13 protein-coding genes are annotated in these 20,472 nt (G+C 39.8%); 8 read left to right on the plus strand and 5 right to left on the minus strand.

Going from position 1 to position 20,472, the window contains the following annotated elements:
- Positions 1-58: 58 nt before the first annotated feature.
- Positions 59-2,926, minus strand: coding sequence for a DNA polymerase I (polA, locus tag EV693_RS01145; RefSeq protein WP_132500560.1), 2,868 nt, complete (start codon positions 2,924-2,926; stop codon positions 59-61).
- Between the two features lie 139 nt (positions 2,927-3,065).
- On the opposite strand from polA, the gene cmoA reads away from it, so the two are divergent.
- From cmoA to groL, 5 genes are all read left to right on the plus strand, one after another.
- Complete coding sequence (gene cmoA / locus EV693_RS01150; protein WP_132500561.1) at positions 3,066-3,806, plus strand: carboxy-S-adenosyl-L-methionine synthase CmoA; 741 nt, start codon at positions 3,066-3,068, stop codon at positions 3,804-3,806.
- A 151-nt stretch (positions 3,807-3,957) separates the two neighbouring features.
- Complete coding sequence (locus tag EV693_RS01155; protein ID WP_132500562.1) at positions 3,958-4,179, plus strand: YejL family protein; 222 nt, start codon at positions 3,958-3,960, stop codon at positions 4,177-4,179.
- A 21-nt stretch (positions 4,180-4,200) separates the two neighbouring features.
- Positions 4,201-5,931, plus strand: a complete 1,731-nt coding sequence (locus EV693_RS01160; RefSeq protein ID WP_132500563.1) for a DUF3413 domain-containing protein — start codon at positions 4,201-4,203, stop codon at positions 5,929-5,931.
- Between the two features lie 122 nt (positions 5,932-6,053).
- Entirely contained in the window at positions 6,054-6,344 is a 291-nt protein-coding gene (locus EV693_RS01165; RefSeq protein WP_132500564.1) for a co-chaperone GroES, read from the plus strand.
- A 68-nt stretch (positions 6,345-6,412) separates the two neighbouring features.
- Entirely contained in the window at positions 6,413-8,053 is a 1,641-nt protein-coding gene (gene groL / locus EV693_RS01170) for a chaperonin GroEL (protein WP_132500565.1), read from the plus strand.
- Positions 8,054-8,194: 141 nt separating this feature from the next.
- Here the strand turns inward: groL and ligA are convergent, their stop codons facing one another.
- Positions 8,195-10,228, minus strand: coding sequence for an NAD-dependent DNA ligase LigA (gene ligA, locus EV693_RS01175; RefSeq protein WP_132500566.1), 2,034 nt, complete (start codon positions 10,226-10,228; stop codon positions 8,195-8,197).
- Positions 10,229-10,288: 60 nt separating this feature from the next.
- Positions 10,289-11,164, minus strand: coding sequence for a cell division protein ZipA (zipA, locus tag EV693_RS01180; protein WP_132500567.1), 876 nt, complete (start codon positions 11,162-11,164; stop codon positions 10,289-10,291).
- Between the two features lie 121 nt (positions 11,165-11,285).
- On the opposite strand from zipA, the gene cysZ reads away from it, so the two are divergent.
- From cysZ to thiI, 3 genes are all read left to right on the plus strand, one after another.
- Positions 11,286-12,104, plus strand: a complete 819-nt coding sequence (gene cysZ, locus EV693_RS01185; RefSeq protein ID WP_132500568.1) for a sulfate transporter CysZ — start codon at positions 11,286-11,288, stop codon at positions 12,102-12,104.
- A 313-nt stretch (positions 12,105-12,417) separates the two neighbouring features.
- Positions 12,418-15,333, plus strand: a complete 2,916-nt coding sequence (gene rapA, locus EV693_RS01190) for an RNA polymerase-associated protein RapA (protein WP_132500569.1) — start codon at positions 12,418-12,420, stop codon at positions 15,331-15,333.
- A gap of 82 nt (positions 15,334-15,415) precedes the next feature.
- Positions 15,416-16,870 carry a tRNA uracil 4-sulfurtransferase ThiI gene (thiI, locus tag EV693_RS01195; protein ID WP_132500570.1) on the plus strand — a complete coding sequence of 485 codons (1,455 nt, stop codon included), beginning with the start codon at positions 15,416-15,418 and terminating at the stop codon, positions 16,868-16,870.
- A 101-nt stretch (positions 16,871-16,971) separates the two neighbouring features.
- Here thiI and thrB read toward each other — a convergent pair whose 3' ends face one another.
- Together thrB and thrA are read right to left on the minus strand one after the other, a co-directional pair.
- Entirely contained in the window at positions 16,972-17,922 is a 951-nt protein-coding gene (gene thrB / locus EV693_RS01200) for a homoserine kinase (RefSeq protein WP_132500571.1), read from the minus strand.
- Positions 17,922-20,378, minus strand: coding sequence for a bifunctional aspartate kinase/homoserine dehydrogenase I (gene thrA / locus EV693_RS01205; RefSeq protein WP_132500572.1), 2,457 nt, complete (start codon positions 20,376-20,378; stop codon positions 17,922-17,924). The genes thrB and thrA overlap by 1 nt, the downstream gene beginning before the upstream one ends.
- Positions 20,379-20,472: the final 94 nt, after the last annotated feature.

The following is a 20,472-nucleotide window of genomic DNA, read 5'->3' on the forward strand; positions in this document are numbered from 1 at the left end:
GGGTTGCAAAATTGCAAAAAATCTACCGCTATTGTTTTATACCTATTTTACAGAAGATTTAATGAGCTTCGTCCCAATTGCTACCAACGCCCACTTCTGCAATCAGAGGAACACGCAACGTAATTGCACTTTCCATTTTCGTTTTGATCAATTGACTATAATATTCAATTCTGTCCGCTTTGACTTCAAAGACTAATTCATCGTGGACTTGCATAATCATTTGAATATCATCTGCTTGAGCGATTGTTTGATGAATATTAATCATCGCCACTTTGATAATATCCGCTGCTGTACCTTGCATTGGAGCATTAATCGCTACTCGTTCTGCCGCTTTACGACGCATTGGGCTACTGGATTGAATATCTGGTAGATAAAGTCGGCGAGCAAAAAGTGTTTCGACATAGCCTTTTTCTGCGGCTTTTTCTCGAATATCAAGCATAAATTGCTGCACGGCAGGATAGCGTTGAAAATAACGTTCCATATATTGTTGTGCTTCATTGCGAGAAATGCCAAGTTGATTTGACAATCCAAATGCAGACATACCATAAATTAAACCAAAGTTAATCGCTTTTGCACTGCGGCGTTGTTCATTCGTAACTTCTTCCAGTGAAACGCCAAAAATTTCAGCCGCCGTTGAGCGGTGAATATCTTGTCCTGTGGCAAAGGCATTAATCATTGTTTCATCATTTGCAAGATGTGCCATAATTCGCAATTCTATTTGGGAATAATCAGCAGCTAAGATCACATAACCTTCAGGAGCAACAAAAGCTTTGCGAATACGTCTGCCCTGTTCATTGCGAATTGGAATATTTTGTAAATTCGGATCGCTTGATGACAATCGCCCTGTCGTTGTAACGGCTTGATGGTAAGAAGTATGTACGCGACCTGTATGCGGATTGATCATTTGTGGCAGCTTATCAGTGTAGGTTGATTTGAGCTTGCTTAACCCTCGATGTTCAATCAACAACTCTGGTACTTTATGTCCCATTTGAGCGAGTTCTTCTAATACTTCTTCATTCGTAGAAGGTGCACCTTTCGGTGTTTTTTTCAAAATGGGGAGCTGTAATTTATCGAATAAAATTTCTTGTAATTGTTTAGTTGAAGCAAGGTTGAAGAGCTGTCCTGCTTCTTTGTGAACCGTTTTTTCCAGTTCAACCAAACGTTGTTCAATTTCAGCAGATTGTTGTAATAATAACGTTGGATCAATTAATACACCATTGCGTTCTACTCGAGACAGCACACTGACAAGCGGCATTTCAATTTGTGTAAATAATTTATTTAATTCTGGTTTTTTTGCTAATTCTTGAGCAAGCACTTGATGTAATTTCATTGTAACATCAGCGTCTTCAGCGGCATATTCCGTTGCTTTTGCTAACTCAATTTGATCAAATGTTTTTTGTTGTTTCCCTTTGCCAGCCAACGCTTCGAAGGGGATTGTTTCGTGTCCTAAATAACGTTTGGCCAATTCGTCCATATTATGTCGCCCCGTGCTGTTGAGTGTGTAGGACTCGAGCATCGTATCAAATACTACCCCTTGAGCCTCAATGCCATTGCGAGCTAGCAGCGTTAAGTCATATTTAATATTTTGCCCAATTTTTAGAATCGCAGGGTTTTCTAAAATAGGACGTAGTCTAGTTAAACAATCCATTTTATTTAATTGATTCAGCAACAAATCCAATCCGTTTTCTGATTTGCTTTCTGTAAATAAATCCTCCTGTTGAGGAACATCTCCCCCCCGATGAGCAAGAGGAATATAACACGCCTCACCTTGTTCTAGAGCAAATGAAATCCCAACTAAATTCGCTTTCATCACATCAATATTATCCGTTTCCGTATCAACGGCAATCAGTTTCGCTTGTTGCAGTTTGGTCAGCCAAATTTGAAAATTTGCTTCATTATTGACACATTCATAAGCGGCTCGATCGAGCGAAATTTTTGCAAAATTTTCTACGGAATTAACCGCTTGTGATGGTGTGGCTTGATAAGCATTTAGTGATACTTTGTAAGCGTGGGCAATCGGATTACTCTGGGTAACAGGATTAGTGTCTGTGATAACTTCATTTAACCAACGTTTAAATTCATAACGCCCAAACAATTCAACTAGCTCATCTCGTTGTTGAGGTTGCATTTCCAACTGATCGTGGCTCATTGGTAACGGCACATCGGTTTTAATCGTAGCCAACAAATAGGAAAGATCCGCCATCTCTTTATCCGCTTCCAATTTTGAAGCAAAGGTTTTTGCCCCACGGAAAGACAATTGGGCTATTTTATCTAGATTAGTATAAATTTTCTGCATCGAACCAATACCTTGCAATAATGCAAGTGCTGTTTTCTCGCCTACCCCTTTTACCCCTGGAATATTATCTGAACTATCGCCAAGTAAAGCCAAGTAGTCGATGATCAGCTCGGGAGGGATACCGTATTTTTCGATAACTCCTTCTCTATCAAGCAAGCTATTATTCATCGTATTAATCAGCATAATTCGATCATTGACAAGCTGTGCCATATCCTTATCGCCTGTGCTAATTAGCACATTTTTGCCTGCATCTGATGCTTGTTTCGCTAAGGTGCCAATCACGTCATCAGCCTCCACTCCTTCAATAGAAAGCAGCGGAATACCGAGTGCTTTGATCATTGTATGCAGTGGTTGAATTTGTTTTCGCAAATCATCAGGCATTGGCGGGCGATGTGATTTATATTGTTCAAATAAATGATCTCGAAACGTTTTTCCTTTGGCATCAAATACCACAGCAATATGTGTGGGTTGTACTTGTGCAATTAAACTTTTCAGCATATTTAATACGCCATACATTGCCCCTGTTGGTTCACCCTGCCTATTTGTCAGTGGTGGGAAAGCGTGGAACGCACGATAAAGATATGATGAACCATCAACTAAAACGAGTGGGTTAGGTGCGATTGTTGCCATAATAACTCTCTAAAAGAATAATAATTCTCGCCATTATAAGCGAATAAGCGGTCAATTTTCGGGAATTTTTGTCAATTTTATGGTTTTCCGAGTACAATGCTGACCTCTTTAATGATTTAATTCACAACGATTCACTCAAATGAAAGACACATTATTTTCAGCCCCTATAGAAAAACTGGGGGATTTTACCTTTGATGAAAGCGTGGCAGAAGTCTTCCCTGATATGATTCAACGCTCTGTGCCTGGGTATTCCAACATTATTACCGCAATTGGTATGCTAGCAGCTCGGTTTGTGACCCCTCATTCGAATGTGTATGATCTTGGCTGCTCTCGAGGTGCTGGTATTTTGTCTATGCGGCGTCATATTCAGGTTGAAGGCGTACAGATTATCGGTGTAGACAACTCCGCCCCAATGGTAGAACGCTGCCGTCATCATTTAAGCGCATTTCATTCAACAACACCTGTTGAGATTTTGTGTGATGATATTCGCTGTATTGAAATTAAAAATGCGTCAATGGTGGTACTTAATTTCACGCTGCAATTTTTACCCCCAGATGACAGGCTGGCACTATTGCAAAAAATCTATCAAGGGTTAGAGCCTAATGGAGTATTAGTGTTGTCTGAAAAATTTACCTTTACTGATGAACATATCAATACTCTGCTTATTGATTTACATCATACCTTTAAACGAGCTAATGGTTACAGTGAATTAGAAGTGAGCCAAAAACGCACTGCTTTAGAAAATGTAATGCGTACCGATTCCATTGCCACACACAAACAGCGACTAGAGCAGGCAGGTTTTTCTCAGGTTGAGCTATGGTTTCAATGCTTTAACTTTGGCTCAATGGTTGCCATAAAATCAAATAATTCGCCATTGTAGTGATAGGCGATGTGCAGCGACAGACTATGCAAAATTTTCGGCAAAATGCACCGCTTATCGATCCTTTATGCTACTATTTGTCTGTTATTATATTTATCTGTTATTCGCTCTGCGATTGTCCCACATATAACTATTTTTAAGGGTAATTTTTATGGCAACCAAATCGAAATATCAAAATGAACGAATTGACGCATTATTAGGTGATCTGATTACGACACTAGAGAAGCATAAAGCCCCTGTTGATTTATCTTTGATGGCACTAGGCAATATGGTCAGCAATATTTTAGTTAGTAATTTTAATGATCCCAAGCAGCGTGAATTGTTAGCAGACACATTCAGTGATGCACTGAAACATTCTCTAAAATCTGACTAATTATCTTTGTAAACGATTGCTATGCTAAACCGTATCCGCCGTTTTTTGCCTCAAAATTTGCTTCGACATTATTCTTCACTCCACTACAGCGAAGCCCTCTCCCAACGTATTACTTGGGGGCACTGGTTTACCCTATTTAATATCGTAATGGCACTGCTGATTGCTTCTCGTTATGCGTTTAATGCAGACTGGCCTGATACGCTGCTTGGTAAGCTCTATTTTTTTGTGAGTTTATTGGGACATTTTGGTTTTATTGTGTTTGCGGTATATCTGCTGTTGCTCTTTCCTTTGAGTTTTTTGATAAAAAATGAACGTACCTTTCGAGGCATTTCGGTCATTATTGCAACCATTGGAATGACGTTACTGCTCGTTGATACCGAAGTATTTAAACAATTCTATTTACATCTCTCACCACTGGTTTGGGATTTACTGGTTGATCCTGATGAAGGTGAGCTAAGCCGCCAGTGGCAATTATTATTTGTGCCAATGCCGTTGATCTTACTGGTACAAATGATTTATTCACGTTGGTGTTGGCATAAATTGCGTAGCTTTAGTCGCCAAAAATGGGGAAAATATGTAGCATTTTTCTTCTTGAGCTGCTTTAGTGCAACCCATTTATTCTATGCATTGGCAGATATGACACTTTACCGTCCTATTACAGCACAAAAAGCCAACTACCCTCTATCTTATCCAATGACCGCCCGCACTTTTTTAGAGAAACATCGCCTCATTGATCGAGATAGTTATCAACAAACATTAAATGAAACTGGACGATTGGATACCTTCTTCTTAAATTACCCAAAGAATCCGCTTAAGTTTTCTCTAATGAAAAAGAAAATAAATTTCCTCTTTATCAACTTATCTGGCTTATCGACTAGCACCAGTCAAAAAATGCCGACATTTCGCTACATTGCAGAGCATTCATATCAACTAACACAACATCACATCAGCGGCGACAGTACAACCGCAGGCATTGTTGGGCTGTTTTATAGCCTGAGTGGACGCTATACCGATGCCATTTTAAATGAACGCAAGCGGTCCGTATTTATCGAAAATTTGCAGCATTTGGAGTATCAATTTGGGCTATTTTCTCATAATAGTTTTCACAATCCGCTTTATCGCCGAGCATTATTTGCAGACTTTACACTCCCTAAACATAACAGCAATATTGAGGCAATCACGGATTGGAAACTGTGGCTAGACAAGCAACATCAGCCATTTTTTAGTTATTTGGATTTAAGCATTGAAAGCCTACAAAACACTGATTTACAATTGGCGGATATTTGGCAGACATTGCAAGCACAAAATTTATTGCATAATACGTTGGTGCTCATTACCGCTGACATTGCACAGCCACCACTAAATACCGAAAATCAAAATCGCTTTGCAAAACAATATACACAAGTGCCGATGCTGATTTATTGGCAAGGAAAACAACACATTCATACCCAGCTTTCTAGTCATCTTGATATTATCCCAACCCTAATGGTGCAATTTCTAGGGTTAAACTCGCCGCTTACAGATTTTTCACAAGGGACGGATTTAAGCAAAGAAAATAACCGAAAATGGCTGATTGCCTCGAATTACAGAACGACAGTTGCCATCTTGCCAAACGGCGAGCAGTACCACATTGATCGCAAAGGCGAAGTAAATTATTTCAATTTAGAAGGCAAACAGCAGAAAAAAAACCGTCCACCACTGGCATTATTTCTACAACTTATTCAACAAAGTAATCAATTTATAGAGAACTAGGGTAGCTTTAGATAAAATTTTGTAAAAATTTTTCTTTTGCTCTTGAAACTGTTCAACTTACCCTTATATTACGCAGCGTTGTGCGTTTTGCACGGGTTTTTAATTTAACTTAGGAGAAAACAATGAGCATTCGTCCATTACACGATAAAGTCATTCTTAAACGTGAAGACATTGAAACAAAATCCGCTGGCGGTATCGTTTTAACAGGTTCTGCAGCAACCAAATCTACTCGTGGTACTGTGATTGCGGTAGGTAACGGTCGTATTTTAGAGAACGGTAGTTTATTACCGTTAGCTGTCAAAGCTGGCGATGTTGTTATCTTTAACGAAGGTTATGGCGTAAAAACAGAAAAAATTGACGGTGAAGAGGTATTAATTCTTTCTGAAAGCGATATTTTGGCAATTGTAGAGTAGTGTTTTTTATTTACTCACAAGCGGTGATTTTTCACTAATTTTTTACAATGATAGAATAGGAAATAAAAATGGCAGCAAAAGACGTAAAATTTGGTAATGATGCACGCAGTAAAATGCTTAATGGTGTGAATGTGCTAGCTGATGCAGTAAAAGTAACTTTAGGTCCAAAAGGACGTAATGTAATTTTAGATAAAGCCTTTGGTGCGCCGACAATCACTAAAGACGGCGTATCAGTTGCTCGTGAAATCGAACTTGAAGATAAATTTGAGAATATGGGTGCTCAAATGGTAAAAGAAGTTGCCTCTAAAGCAAATGATGCGGCGGGTGACGGCACTACTACTGCAACAGTACTTGCACAAGCAATTGTGAATGAAGGCTTAAAAGCGGTTGCGGCAGGTATGAACCCAATGGATTTAAAACGCGGTATTGATAAAGCTGTCGCTGCGGTAGTAGATGAGTTAAAAGCGATTTCTAAACCGTGCGAAACATCAAGAGAAATTGAACAAGTAGGCACAATTTCTGCAAACTCGGATGAGACCGTCGGTAAACTGATTGCGCAGGCAATGGAAAAAGTCGGCAAAGAAGGCGTCATCACCGTTGAAGATGGCACTGGATTAGAAGACGCTTTAGACGTTGTAGAAGGTATGCAATTTGACCGTGGTTACCTCTCACCATACTTCATCAATAAACCAGAAGCTGGCACAGTAGAGCTAGATAACCCATACATTTTATTGGTGGATAAAAAGATCAGCAATATCCGCGAAATTTTACCAGTACTTGAAGCCGTAGCAAAAGCAGGCAAGCCGTTATTAATTATTGCAGAAGACCTAGAAGGCGAAGCACTTGCAACCTTAGTGGTGAATACAATGCGTGGTATTGTGAAAGTTGCTGCGGTTAAAGCACCAGGGTTTGGTGATCGTCGCAAAGCAATGTTACAAGATATTGCCATTTTAACCGCGGGTACAGTGATTTCAGAAGAAATCGGTATGGAGCTCGAAAAAGCGACATTAGAAGATCTTGGTCAAGCAAAACGTGTTGTCATTTCAAAAGACAACACAACCATTATTGACGGCATTGGTGATGAAGCTCAAATTAAAGGTCGTGTCGCACAAATCCGTCAGCAAATCGAAGAGTCTACTTCGGATTATGACAAAGAAAAATTGCAAGAGCGTGTTGCAAAATTAGCAGGTGGCGTTGCAGTCATCAAAGTCGGTGCAGCAACTGAAGTTGAAATGAAAGAGAAGAAAGATCGTGTTGATGATGCACTTCACGCTACTCGTGCAGCCGTGGAAGAAGGTATTGTCCCAGGGGGTGGTGTCGCCTTAGTGCGTGCAGCAACAAAAGTGTCAGCAACCCTTAAAGGTGATAACGAAGAGCAAAATGTCGGTATCAAACTTGCACTGCGTGCAATGGAAGCACCATTACGTCAAATTGTAACTAATGCGGGTGAAGAAGCTTCTGTGGTGGCTCGCAATGTGAAAGAAGGCAATGGGAACTATGGTTATAATGCAGGTACCGATCAGTACGGCGATATGCTTGAGATGGGGATCTTAGACCCAACCAAAGTAACTCGTTCTGCACTCCAATTTGCGGCATCTATCGCAGGTTTAATGATCACAACTGAATGTATGATTACCGATCTGCCTAAAGAAGAAAAACTTGATCCAGCGGCAATGGGCGGTATGGGAGGAATGGGCGGAATGATGTAGTTTTGCTCAAATAATTAGCTAAATAAGCCTACTAATTAGTAGGCTTATTTTTTACGGGCAATAAATTCTTCACTAAAAATAGAGACAAACTATAAATAGTTTGAGAATTTGCGAAAGTATCAAAACTGCTTAGGTTAAAGTTTACATCTCAAGAAATTGACTGCTAGCTAATACCATTAAATCTTGTTCCGAAAGGATTTTGATGCCGAGTTCTTGGGCTTTGGTTAATTTTGAGCCTGCTTTTTCACCTGCGATCAGGTAGTCTGTTTTACTGGATACGCTTCCTGATACTTTGCCGCCTAATTGTTGTAAAAGTGCTTTGGCTTCATCACGACTAAGCTGGGTGAGTGTACCAGTGAGTACAACCGTTTTGTCTTTTAATGGGTTATCCATAATCTCTTGTTTGATAACATCTTGCCATTGTATGCCTTGAGCAAGTAGATCTTCAACCACGGAAACATTGTGTGGTTCTTGCCAAAAGTTGAAAATCCGATTTGCAACGACATCGCCTACGTCTTGTACCTGTTGTAGTTGTTCAATCGTTGCTTCACGAATAGCGGTTAAATTCCCAAAATAATTTGCAAGATTTTGTGCGGTTGTTTCACCAACATCACGAATACCAAGTGCAAATATAAAACGAGCCAAGGTAGTATTTTTAGCTTTTTGAATGCTATTTAATACATTTTGGGCGGATTTATCTCCCATTCTCTCTAAACGAATTAAATGAGTGTGTTCTAATTTAAATAAATCGGCAGGTGTATGGATAAGTTCTTTTGCCATTAATTGTTCTATTAATTTTTCACCGACACCATCGATATCCATCGCCTTACGAGAAACAAAATGTTTTAAGGCTTCTTTACGTTGTGCTGAACAAAACAATCCTCCAGTACAACGTGCAATCGCCTCATCTTCAGCACGAATGATTGCCGATCCACATTCAGGACAAGCGGTCGGAAATTGGATTTTTTCTGCATTTTCAGGACGGCGATCGGAGACAATGCCGACAATTTGTGGGATTACATCACCTGCACGACGAATAATCACGGTGTCGCCAATGACAATACCAAGGCGTGCGATTTCATCGCCATTATGCAACGTAGCATTGCTTACTGTTACCCCTGCGACGAACACAGGTTCTAATTTTGCAACAGGGGTAATTGCCCCTGTTCTGCCCACTTGAAATTCAACGCTTTTAAGTATGGTCATTTCCTCTTGAGCAGGAAATTTATACGCAATCGCCCAACGAGGTGCGCGTGAAACAAAGCCAAGTTGCTCTTGCAAAGCGATATCATTGATTTTTAACACTGTACCATCAATGTCATAGCCTAAAGTTGCACGCTTAGCTTGAACTTTTTGATAGAAATGACGCAGGTTTTCAATGCCTTTTACGGACTCAATTTCTTGATTAATAGGTAATCCTAACTGCTTAAGCCATTGTAAACGCTCATAATGCGTAGCTGGCAATTCATCATCACTCTCATAAACCCCAATACTGTATGTATTAAGCACTAGAGGACGTTGGCGTGTAATTTGAGGGTCAAGCTGGCGTAACGATCCTGCTGCTGCATTGCGTGGATTGACAAAAGTCTTCTCGCCTTTTTCGAGAGCTTTTTGGTTTAATGCATTAAAGCCATCTTGTGGCATAAAAACTTCGCCTCGAATTTCTAAGCGGTGTGGAAAATATTCCCCTCTTAATTTTAGTGGCACATTACGAATGGTACGAATATTCGCCGTAATATCTTCTCCAATACTGCCATCACCACGGGTTGCGGCTTGGGTCAATAAGCCATCAATGTATAAAATGCTGACTGCAAGCCCATCTAATTTTGGCTCACAGCAAAATTCTAGTTCGTTACTCTGAATATTGAGGCGATCTTCAATGCGTTTTAAGAAATCCGTTAAATCCTCATCTGAAAACGCATTATCAAGTGATAACATTGGCAATTCGTGTTTAATCTGTGTAAATCCTGCCAGCGGTTTTGCTCCCACTCGCTGAGTTGGTGAATCAGCAGTAATTAAATCGGGATACTGCCATTCTAAATTCTTTAATTCATTCATTAAACGATCATACTCTGCATCAGGTACAAGCGGCTCATCAAGCACATAGTAGTAATATTCATATTGCTGCAACAGCTGTTTGATTTCGGTCAATCGATCTAAATTTTTATCTATCATTGTTAATTTCTCGATAAAAAAGACCGCTTGTGAGCGGTCAGATTTGTTAATTACTTTGCATTAATGCGATTGTCCAACCTTGAGCAGATAGGCTTGTCTAGAATATTCATCAAAAATCTGCTGCTGATCATTCATCATAAAGCCGCCAATAGAATGTGCAAAATTTTCTACGGTTTTTAACATCAGGCGTAAATTCACTAAATCATTGCCTGCAGAAGGTAGCGTCATAAAGAAAACTAGCCCAGCAGTGCTAAAATGCATGATGTTGGCTAAATCAAACTCACCAGGCTGCACCATATTTGCTACGCTAAATAAGATTGGGCTGGTATTACTGCTGTCTAAATGGCGGTGGAAAATATTATGTTCGCCAAATTGGAAGCCTAAATTATCTAAATGCTGAACGATGTCATTGCCTTGGAATTGCTGCCCCTCGGGAGCAACCACATAAAGGATAATCGGTTCCATTGCCTCACAAGCCTGTGCTTGTGGTTCAGTTGTTACTTGCCCAAATGTCGAATTTAATTCTGCTTGAATTTGATCATTTCTAACTGATGAAAATTGTGTAGCAAAGCTATCTGTCCTATCAGGTTGCACAACTGGAGTGGTTATTGATAACGGCTGATCAGGCAGGCTAATTTTAATACCTTTTACTGAATGTTCAATTTCCTGTGAGATTGAGATATTGCTATTTGCCCCTTCCTGTAAATGTTCAGGCTTTTTTCCTAGCGAATTGGACATTGTACTAAATCCATTCGGCACTAATGTTGGCGGAACGCTAAGGTTTGTACCATTATTTACTGGCGTGGCAGGAGGGCGAGTTGAAAAAGTATTTGAAAAAATACGTGATTTTTCACGGCGAGCTGACCATAGACTATAACCTACTAAAATAGCGATAAGTACGCCTGCGAGAATAAAGAAAATAATATGTGTTTCCATAGTGGTTCCCATTTCTGTTACTTGATTAAATAAACAGCAAAATAACAAATTCCAACTTTGCGAAAATAGGTGCATAGCTTACCATATTTCTTCCTAAAATTTTAATCATTCAGGAGCAATTATGTCCTCATTATTTTCTTCCCCACAAAATCAAATCAGTGCGGGATTTCATTATTTCATTTATGGCTGGCAGCTCTTAATGCAACGCCAGTTGCTGCCATTTGTTATTTTGCCAATTGTGATTAATGCTTTATTGATGATCGGTGCTATCTGGCTTTTCTTCGCCAATATTAATACCTTAATGAATACCATGCTACCAACGTGGTTAGAATGGCTGAGCGTGATCCTAATCCCACTCATATTTATTCTTATTTTGGTTTTTTTCTATTTTGCCTTTACTACCCTTGCCAATTTTATTGCTGCACCTTTTAATGCGATTTTGGCAGAAAAAGTTGAACAACAACTGACAGGGCAAGGACTAGCTGAAGCAGGCTTTGTTGGAATGCTCAAAGATGTGCCACGAATGCTAAAACGAGAATGGCAAAAAATTTGCTATAGCATTCCTCGTTTAGTTGCATTGTTTGTATTAGGTTTTGTACCTGCGTTAGGGCAAACCGTTATTCCTGCCGTTACCTTTATTTTTGGTGCTTGGTTATTAGCAATTCAATATTGCGATTACCCTTTTGACAATCATAAAATTAATTTTAAACGTATGCGTAATGCACTTGAACAACAGCGTGTGATGAACTTCACTTTTGGCACACTAGTGAGTTTATTTACAATGATTCCTTTCTTAAATTTAGTCATTATGCCTGTTGCAGTTTGTGGAGCATCAGCAATGTGGGTCAATGAATATCGTAGGTTGTTTTTAGATAGAAATCTAAATGAACTTGAAAGTCTAAATTTTAATAGTGATAACAAATTGATAGAAAAACAATAATATGGTGAGCAGTACAATAAATAGTCAGATAGCGATATTATAAAATTCAAGTAGCAATATTTTCAATGATCTAATACTCAAACTATTAATCTTTGCAATTAATTTACTATAGTGTCTATTACTTTCTTTAGTAAGTCTTACTGGTGTTTGGGATTTCTGTGGGGAGTTTGCAGAAAATTGACAGTAATAGACCGCTTATTTCTTGGCATTTTAATGGCGTATTTCTGTATATCTACTGAAGAACCCTACCGCTTGTAGGACAAAATCAGGTAAAATATGACGATGATTGATTGAGTTAAAAAGAGAATTGAATATGAATTTTGTTGTTGGGCAGCGTTGGATCAGTGAGTCAGAGAATAATCTCGGATTAGGGATTGTAACGGCAGTTGATATGCGTACAGTTACGTTAAATTTTCCAGCGGCTGACGAGCAACGGGTCTATGCGATTGCGGTTGCACCACTCGCTCGAGTGCAATTTCAGCAAGGAGATTATGTTTACAGTGCGGAAGGTTGGCAGCTTGAAGTACAAGAAGTGGTTGAAAATCAAGGTGTGTTGATTTATCTCGGTAAGCGACTTGACACTGATGAAGAGAGTGTGCTGCCAGAAGTGTTTCTTGATCATAAAGTGAGTTTTAGTCGACCACAAGACAGGCTTTTTTCTGCTCAAATTGACCGCAGTGATCGGTTTGCATTGCGTTATCGATCTTTAGTACATCAACAAGCACAATTTCAATCGCCATTTCGTGGTTTGCGTGGCACTCGTGCGAGTTTAATTCCGCATCAGTTGCACATAGCACAAGAAGTCGGGCAGCGTCTTGCTCCACGAGTATTACTGGCTGATGAAGTCGGGTTAGGAAAAACAATTGAAGCGGGAATGATTTTACAGCAGCAGTTGTTTTCTGGGCGAGTTGAGCGAGTGCTTGTGCTTGTGCCTGAGAGCCTACAACACCAATGGCTAGTGGAAATGCTACGTCGTTTTAATCTGAATTTTTCCCTATTTGATGAAGAGCGTTGTGCAGATTTTAGTCAAAAAGATGATGAAGGAAACGATGTTAGTCAGAATCCATTTGACTCAGAAACGTTGGTGATTTGTTCGATTGATTGGTTGATAAAGCAGCCTCAACGTGCCAAGCAAATTCTGGCGACAGAGTGGGATATGTTGATTATTGATGAAGCACATCATTTAGAATGGCGAGAAGATTGTCCAAGCCTTGAATATCAATTTGTTGCACAATTGGCAAGCAAGATTGCTGCGGTGTTGTTGCTAACAGCAACACCAGAACAGTTAGGGCAAGAAAGCCACTTTGCACGTTTAGCCTTGCTCGATCCTGACCGTTTTTATGATTATCAAGCCTTTTTAGCGGAACAAAAATCTTATCAGCCTGTCGCTCAAGCGATTAATTCATTGTTAAGTGATCATCTATTGAGTGTTGATGAACAAAATAGTATTAGCGATTTGTTGTTTGAAGAAGATGTTGAACCAATGCTGAAAATCATCAATGACAAAAAAATAGCAGAATCTGACCGCTTGCAGGTGCGTCAAGAGTTGATCAGCGAGTTAATTGATCGCCACGGCACAAGCCGAATATTATTTCGCAATACTCGCCAAGCGATTAAAGGATTTCCACATCGGCATTTTCACCAAATTATCTTAGAAATGCCTAATCAATATGCCAATGCGTTGAAAGTGGTTGGGCTAATGAGTGGCAATAAATTAGAGAATTTGCTTTATCCTGAACAGCTATTTCAGCGAATGAACCCAAATGCAAAATGGTTTGATTTTGATCCACGAATTGAATGGCTGATGACATTTCTGAAAAATCATCGTGATGAAAAAATTTTGGTGATTTGTAAACAAGCAGATACTGCTATTCAACTAGAACAAATATTGCGTGAAAAAGAAGCGATTCGTTCTGCGGTATTTCACGAAAAGATGTCGATTGTGGAGCGAGATAAAGCGTCAGCTTATTTTGCTCAACAAGAAGAGGGGGCACAGGTTTTAATCAGTTCGGGAATTGGAACAGAGGGGCGGAATTTTCAATTTGCTCGTCATCTTGTGCTATTTAATTTACCTGATCACCCAGACTTATTGGAGCAGAGCATTGGGCGATTAGACCGAATAGGACAAAAACACGATGTTCAAATTTATGTACCTTGTTTTTCTCAATCGGCTCAGCAATTGTTGGCACAATGGTATCATCTTGGGCTAAATGCGTTTGAAGAAACTTGTCCAATGGGAGCAGCCTTGTTTCAGGAAGCGAAAGACAAGTTGATGGCATTTTTGTTGAATGCAACATTAACAGATGAATTTGAGCTGTTTATTCGGCAAACTCGGACACGTCAGCAGCAACTAAAACAAGCGTTAGAGCAAGGGCGAGATCGGCTATTGGAACTCAATTCTAATGGTGGTGAAGCGGCACAACAACTTGCTCAAGCGATTGCAGAACAGGATAATAGTGCGGAATTGGTGAATTTTTCGTTAAATCTCTTTGATATTATTGGGTTAGAGCAAGAAGATATTGGTGAAAAAAGTATCGTGATTAGCCCAACTGGGCATATGCTTGTGCCTGATTTCCCTGGTTTGTCTGAAGAGGGGAATACGGTTACTTTTGATCGAGAATTAGCATTAATGCGAGAAGAGGTGTTATTGCTGACGTGGGATCACCCAATGATTCGCCACGGTATTGATCTTGTCGCTGCTGGTGATATTGGCAAAAGTGCTATTTCAATTTTAGTGAATAAAAATTTACCTGCTGGAACGTTGTTGTTGGAAGCCATTTACCTTGTGGAAGCACAAGCACCTAAAGGGCTGCAATTGTCTCGTTTCTTGCCGCCAACACCTATTCGTTTGTTGCTAGATAGTAAGGGCAATGATATTGCACAACAGGTGTCATTTAACGCTTTAGAAAAGCAGTTGAAACCTGTGAATAAACAGATGGCAAATCGTATTGCGAAAATGGCAAGAGCAGAGATTGAAAAATTAATTGCGATCAGCGAACAGAAAGTGATTGTGCCAGCACAGTCGTTAATTTCACAAGCGAAGCAAGCTGCAGACCAGCAATTAAGTGGCGAATTACATCGTTTAACCTCATTGCGAGCGGTAAATAAAAATATTCGTTTAGATGAAATTGCGGCGTTAGAATCGTTAAAAATGGAATCATTAAAGCATCTTGAACAAGCCAATTGGCGATTGGATAGCTTACGAGTGATTGTAACGAACAAAGAATAATACTAAATCATACAAGCGGTTGGAAAAGCAGAAAATATTGCAAATATTTATGTGTTTTTGACCGCTTGTTCTAGGGAATTTTATGAAATTTATTGTTAAACTTTTTCCTGAAATTATGATTAAAAGCGATTCGGTGCGTAAACGCTTTATCAAAATTTTAACCTCTAATATTCGTAATGTATTAATGCGTGAGACAGACGAAATTGCGATTGTCCGCCATTGGGATTTTATTGAGGTTCGAGTGAAAAATGCCAATATGGCTGATGCTGTTTTGGCATTATTACAACGCACTCCTGGGATTCACCATATTTTGGCGGTAGAGGAACTGCCTTTTGTTACAATGCACGATATTTTTGAGCAAACTTATGCAGCAGTGAAAGACGAATTAAAGGGGAAGAGTTTCTGTGTGCGTGTAAAGCGTAAAGGCAAGCACAATTTCCGTTCGCTTGATGTGGAGCGTTATGTTGGGGGCGGCTTGAACCAGCAAATTGAAACGGCAAGGGTTAAATTAACTCACCCTGATGTTACCGTGCGGATTGATATTGATGGCGATAAAATGTTGTTGATTAAAGCACGTTATCAAGGGTTGGGAGGCTATCCAATTGGGACTCAAGAAGATGTGTTGTCGCTGATTTCAGGTGGCTTTGATTCTGGCGTGTCAAGTTATATGTTGATTCGTCGTGGATCACGAGTGCATTACTGTTTTTTCAATTTAGGTGGTGCAACACACGAGATTGGAGTGAAGCAGATGGCTTATCATATTTGGAGTCGTTATAGCACCTCTCATAAAGTCCGTTTTATTGCGATTAATTTTGAAAATGTGGTGGGCGAGATTCTTGAGAAAGTAGATAATGGGCAGATGGGCGTGGTACTAAAACGTATGATGGTGCGTGCTGCGAGCAAAATTGCTGATCGTTTTGCGATTCAAGCGATTGTAACTGGCGAGGCGTTAGGTCAGGTATCAAGCCAAACATTAACGAATTTACGCTTGATTGATAAAGCTTCAGATATTTTAGTGTTACGTCCTTTAATTACGCATGATAAAGAACATATCATTGCAATAGCAAAAGAGATTGGCACTGATGATATTGCTAAGTCTATGCCAGAATTTTGCGGCGTTATTTCTAAAAATCCAACAGTCAAAGCGATTGAAAGTAAAATTTTGGAAGAAGAAGGGCATTTTGATTTTACGATATTAGAAAATGCTGTGAATTCGGCTCAATTTTTAGATATTCGTGAAATTGCTCAGCAAACGGAAAAAGAGGTTGTCTCTGTTGAAACGACTTCTGAATTGACAGAGAATGATGTGATTTTAGATATTCGCAGCCCTGAAGAGACGGAGGGTAAGCCTTTTTGGATTGATGGAGTAGTGGTGAAATTGCTGCCATTTTATAAATTGTCCAGCCAATTTAGTACATTAGATCAGTCTAAAAATTATCTGCTCTATTGTGAGCGTGGTGTGATGAGTAAATTGCAGGCACTTTATTTAAAAGAGAATGGCTTTCAAAATGTGAAGGTCTTTCGTGTAAGCCATTAGCTTATTGTGAATAAAAAATCGGCTAATAGTTGTTTATTAGCCGATTTTTTATTTATTTGCTACAAAATTGTATTTTGAGAAAAGGGTATTTTTGCTCAATTTTACTTGAGTTCTCTCGCACCTTGGTTATCGACTTTGCAAATATGGATAAAACCATCGCTATTTTGTAGATACTGCTGCTCTAAATAAGTTGAGAGTTTTTGGGCGTGTTCTAAGTCAGGTGCGATGGCAAACATTGTGGGACCTGAGCCTGAAATCCCCACTGCTAATGCACCAAGATCCTTGCAACCTTGACGAACATTTGGGAAATTAGGTAATAAAGCCTCTCGATACGGTTCTGCAACTAAATCTTTCATCATCAATGCAGCGAGGATATCTTGTTGCGTATAGCAAGCGTGTACAAAGCTGCCTAAATAGCGAGCTTGAGCAATGACATCTTGCCTTGTATAGCTTTTGGGTAATATGGCTCGAGCTTCAGCTGTTGAAACTTCAATACCAGGGTAAGCGAGCACCCAATACCATTGATTAAAAAATGGCAGAGGTTGGCAAATGTTGCCAAGTGATTGTGTCATTAGTTGTAAGCCGCCTAAGTAGCACGGTGCAACGTTATCATAGTGGATTGAGCCAGAAATACGCCCTTCTAATTCTCCCATCATTTCCAATAATTCCATTTTAGAAAAAGGTTCATTGTGGAAGCGATTTAATGCAACTAAGGCGGCAACAATAGAGCAAGCACTCGAACCTAATCCTGACCCAATAGGCATATTTTTTTCTAGCGTTAAGCGTAGGTTTTTGACAGCTTGTCCTCGTAATTTTAAACGCTCGCTAAATAGAACATAGGCTTGATAGACAATGTTTTTTTGTGGCTCTTTCGGTAATTTTTGTACGAAATGCCCAACACTTTCCAGCTCAAATTGCCGTTCACTGTCTTCAATTTGTACAACATCGCCGAGCAATGAGCCATCAATTGGCGAAATAGCAGCGCCGAGTGAGTCAAAGCCCACGCTTAAGTTGGCACTGGAGGCAGGGGCATAGATACGCAAAATGCTCATTAGTTCGCTCCTCCATGTAATGTGCGTAAAATATCAGCGAAAATACCCGCAGCGGTTACATCATTGCCAGCACCGTATCCTCGAAGCAGTAGGGGGATTGGACTGTAATAGCGTGTATAGAATGCGAGTGCATTTTCACCATTTTTCACTTTATAGAGTGGATCATCACTATCAACGGCTTTAATAGCAACTTTACATTTACCGTTCTCAATTGATCCGACATAGCGTAATACCTTTCCACAAGCGGTCGCTTGTTCTACTTTTTTTACAAATTCGGCATCTGCTTGTGGTAATGTAGCTAGAAAATCAGTAGTGTCTAAATTTTCAGCAAACCCAACAGGTAAGACACCTTCCACCTCAATATCTTCTAATTCTAGCGGTATTCCAGTCTCTCGAGCTAAGATAAGCAATTTGCGTGCCACATCTTGACCTGATAAATCATCACGAGGGTCAGGTTCGGTAAAACCTTTATCTTTGGCAATGAGTGTTGCTTCAGATAGACTCATTCCTTCTTCAAGTTTTCCAAAGATAAAGGAAAGAGAGCCTGATAAAATCCCCTCAAATTTTTCAACTTCATCACCTGCTGCCAGTAAATTTTGTAGGTTTTCAATGACAGGTAACCCCGCTCCTACATTAGTTTCATATAAGAATTTATGTTGGCTTTGGCGTGCATTTTTACGCATTTGCTGATAATAGTCATAGCTTGATGTATTGGCTTTTTTGTTTGGGGTAACAACGTGGAAGCCTTCTTTTAAAGCTCGAGCATAGAGATTAGCAACAGATTGTGCGGTGGTGCAATCCACAAAGACAGGATTGACAACGTGGTGCAATTTGATGAAGGAAAGCAGCACATCAAAATCGGAAGGCTGGGTTGCTTGCTCAAGATCGGATTTCCAATTATCTAGATTTAATCCATTTTCGTTCAATAGCATACGGTTAGAATTAGCTAATGCACATACACGGATTTCAATATCCTTTTTTGCAAGAAACGCCTTTTGTTGTTTAATTTGTTCAATTAACTCGCCCCCAACACCACCAACACCAACAAGAAACACATCAACAACTCGTTTGTTATTAAACAAGGTTTGGTGAGTCGCTTTGACAGCTTCAATTGCTTTATTCATTGGCACAACCGCTGAGATTGAACGTTCTGATGAACCTTGGGCGATAGCGACAATACTGATGTTTGCTTGAGCTAATGCAGAAAAGAAGCGAGCCGCAATGCCTTTGGCGGTACGCATACCGTCTCCGACAACTGACACAATTGAGAGATCTTTAATGACCTCAATGGGATCTAGTGAGTTATCTTTTAATTCGACTGCAAATTCACTATTGAGAACTTGCAATGCCTTGCTGGCCAGTTTTATGGGCAAGCAGAAGCTGATGCTGTATTCTGATGATGATTGTGTAATTAAAATAACGGAGATACCAGCATTTGATATTGTTGAGAAAATTCTAGCTGCCATACCAACCATACCTTGCATTCCAGAGCCAGATACGTTAAACATTGCTACATTATCAAGGTTGGTAATTCCTTTCACTTTTAAACCATTTTTTGCTGCTCTGCCATCAATGAGTGTGCCTAAAGCTTCTGGGTTACCCGTATTTTTAATTAGGCAGGGAATATTTAATGAAACTAATGGACCAATAGTGCGAGGGTGAATAACTTTTGCACCAAAGTAAGAAAGTTCCATCGCTTCTTGATAGCTCATTGATTCTAAACAGATTGCATCAGGGACTAAACGTGGATCACAAGTATAAACGCCATCAACATCAGTCCAAATCTCGCAGCATTCTGCGTTTAAGCAAGCAGCTAAGCAAGCAGCAGAATAATCTGATCCGTTTCGCCCAAGTAAGACTAATTCGCCCTGCTCATTACCTGCAGTAAAACCAGCCATTAACACAATGTTATCTTTTGGAATTGCATTAGCATTAATTCTGCGAGTAGATTCAGTAATATCCACGGAAGATTCTAAATAATTTCCGTGTGCTAATAATTTCTCAACAGGATCGATACGAGTTACTGTATAGCCTTTAGCTTCAAACCACGCTTGCATCATTGCAATAGAGAGTTTTTCACCTCGGCAGTGAATGGTTGCTGCAATATTATCAGGCAATAATTTGCTGCTAGCACTTTGGGTGGCGACAGTTTGAATCTGTGTCAGCTCGGATTCGACTAATGCTCGTAGCCCATCACGATCAACTTTAGGATTGGCCTGATATAAACCATTGATAATGGTTTGGAAAATACCCATTGCTTCTGAAAGGTGTGCTTCAAATGGTTCATCAGCAATCGCCTTATCCACGATAGCAACGAGGTGGTTGGTAATTTTAGCGGGGGCAGAAAGAACGCCTGCAGCTTGACTTTTTAGATGCGCTTTCTCTATCAGATCTGCTGCCTGTATAAAGCGTTCGGGGTTGGCAAGGGACGTTCCTCCAAATTTTAGCACTCGCATAATGTCTCCTGTATATGTATATTTGCAAAAATAGATACAAAAAAACCCGCTTGTAGGCGGGTTTTTGATTTTTATGTTTTTTTAACGATAATCA

It is taken from the genome of Nicoletella semolina, from assembly GCF_004345745.1.
Classification (GTDB): domain Bacteria; phylum Pseudomonadota; class Gammaproteobacteria; order Enterobacterales; family Pasteurellaceae; genus Nicoletella; species Nicoletella semolina.